1 protein-coding gene and 2 pseudogenes are annotated in these 1,648 nt (G+C 67.4%); all 3 read right to left on the bottom strand.

Features of this window, described 5'->3' with window-relative positions; all coding sequences use genetic code 11:
* Positions 1–455, bottom strand: a pseudogene (locus AC1VAN_RS21135) (CsgG/HfaB family protein); the annotation flags it as partial.
* Positions 456–471: 16 nt separating this feature from the next.
* Complete coding sequence (locus AC1VAN_RS21130) at positions 472–1,146, bottom strand: hypothetical protein (RefSeq protein WP_478013623.1); 675 nt, start codon at positions 1,144–1,146, stop codon at positions 472–474.
* A gap of 134 nt (positions 1,147–1,280) precedes the next feature.
* A pseudogene (locus AC1VAN_RS21125) lies at positions 1,281–1,648 on the bottom strand (hypothetical protein); the annotation flags it as partial.

Here is a 1,648-nt window from a genome sequence, read left to right as displayed (position 1 = left end):
GTTTCTTCGTCGAGCTGGCTCACTTCATCCTGCGAGAGGATTTCATAGCCCAGCACCGCGCCCTGCGAGCCGGCAATCATCTGCTGGGAGAACGCGTCGGCGCGGATATCGCCGACGTGTTCACCGTCCACGTCCACATGCAGGCCTGCGCGCAGGCTCTGCATCTGGCTGGCCACGCGTACGCCGTTGACCTGGGCCACGGCCGACTGCAATGCCGCCAGCACCGCCAGTTCCGGGGTGCTGCCGATACCGTCGGCTTCACGCGCGACCTGGGTGGTGCCGCCGAAATCCGGCGTGCCACGCAGGGGCGCTTCCTGCACCGGCGCATTGCTGGCCAGTGCACTGGCAGCCTTGTCCTTGGCCGGAGCGGTTTCTGCCGGTGCATCCTGCTTGCCGCAGGCTGCCAGCAGGGCCGCTGCCAGGCCCAGGCCGATCAATCGAGTCGTCGTACGCATGCGGAGCTGCCTCGTATCAGAGCGAATCCAGCATCGAATCGGCGTTGGACGGCACCTTCACCTTGCTCTTCTTGGCGAAGGTCACAGCCGACTTGGTCGAGCCGTACAGGCCCTTGATGAAGCCCGGCGATTCCTTGGCAACCCAGGCACCGGCGGCCAGCTTGCGGCCAACGGTGGCCATCTGGGTGGCGCCCAGGTTCTTCATGCCGGCCGCAAAGCCGCTGGCTTCGCCGCTCAGCTTCTGTGCTTCGGCAGCCGAGGCCAGCAGCGAGACCAGGCCTTCGGCGTAGTGCTGCTTGGATTCAGCGTTCAGTTCCGGCTGTGCGGCCTGGCGCTCGTCGATGGCGGCCTGGGCGGCTTCGCTGACCGACACCGACTTCTTCATCGCATCGACGTTCACCGAACCGGACGACAGCGCCTGGCGCTCGGCTTCCAGCAGCTGCACCTGCTCGGCCAGGCCGAAGGCACGGGCGAAGGAGCTCTGCGCCTGCAGCGAGTGCGACTGCGAGCTGACGAAACGACGGACCAGCGCTTCCTGCGCGGCTTCGTCCGGGGCGGCAGCGCTGGCGCTGCTGCTGGAGGTGCCGGTGGCGCCGCCGGCCAGGTCCTTCAGCTTGCCGAACTGGGCGTGGGCCGGCATCGACAGGGTAGCGGCCGCGATGGCAACGACGAGAGCGGTATTACGGATCATGGAAGAGTCCTTTGGGAGAGACGGCCGCAATGCGGCGCGCGGGATCGGGGATAGCAGCGGGTCAGTGCCGAGCACGCTCGGCACCCACCAGGGCCGGTAACGCCGGGCCATGCCCGGCGAGCGCAGCGGTAACGTCAGCGGACCGCCTTGACGTTCAGTTCGTTGATCATCTGCTGGGCGGCCTTTTCGGCAGCCAGCTGCAGTGCATTGGTGCGGGCGACGGTTTCGTTCGGGCCGGTACCGGAGAACTGCACCGGGCCCACCGACGACACGGTGCGCGGGAAGCGACCGGTCACGTCCAGCACCTTGCCGGTGACAGTGACGAACACGCGGGTGTTGCCGCTGGCCGGATCACGGTCGCGCATGCCGACGTCGAGGGTACCGACGGCAATGTACGGGATGTTCGCCGCACGGATGCCGTTGGCGGTATCGCGCAGGGTGGCCGCGGAGAGATCGTTGCCGGTGCTGAAGTCCTTGCGGATGCGCTCGATGCTGAGCAGGC

The sequence above is a fragment of the Stenotrophomonas sp. 05L44_2 genome, assembly GCF_056665995.1.
The sequence above is the reverse complement of the archived record's forward strand: the minus strand, read 5'-3'. Positions and strand labels throughout refer to the sequence as shown.

What these genes read in the sequence shown, in the direction of transcription:
- AC1VAN_RS21130 (WP_478013623.1), bottom strand. Translation starts at nt 1,146, where the DNA reads ATGATCCGTAATACCGCTCTCGTCGTTGCCATCGCGGCCGCTACCCTG.